Source organism: Psychrobacter sp. 1Y4 (assembly GCF_051847555.1).
Genome location: NZ_JBPYDE010001106.1, coordinates 1 through 530, shown reverse-complemented (window position 1 = coordinate 530; position 530 = coordinate 1). Strand labels below are relative to the sequence as shown.

The 530-nt window shown below is 49.8% G+C and carries 1 protein-coding gene; it reads left to right on the top strand.

The features are described 5' to 3' along the window. Positions 1 to 530: FAD binding domain-containing protein (locus tag ACS8FC_RS20650; RefSeq protein ID WP_439298159.1), on the top strand; the 530-nt coding region annotated here is incomplete at both ends.

The window sequence follows — 530 nt, the reverse complement described above, 5'->3', positions numbered from 1 at the left end:
AAACGGACAGCGCTTGTAATAAACGTGAACCGGGCACAGGCTGTCCTGCTATCAATGGTGAGAACCGTACGCTTGCGATTCTAGGTACGAGCGATGCCTGTATTGCTCAGCATCCATCTGACATGGCGGTCGCCATGCGTTTGCTGGATGCCACGATAGAGACAGTGAAGGCGGACGGGTCGACACGTGCTATCGATATCAAAGATTTTTATTGCTTGCCAAAAGACACCCCGCATATCGAAAACGTGCTAGAAGCAGGCGAGCTGATTACTCATGTTGTACTACCTGCCCCTATTAAGGGCATGCATACCTATGACAAAGTGCGTGATCGCGCTTCTTACGCCTTTGCACTGGTATCTTGTGCCGCAGTCATCGATGCTGACGACAATGGCAACCTAAAGACAGTACGATTGGCATTCGGTGGTATTGGTACCAAGCCATGGCGTAATGAAGACGTTGAGGCACTATTAATAGATACCGATGGCAACAGCGACGTTATCACGCAGGCTGCCGATCTGTTATTGCATGAT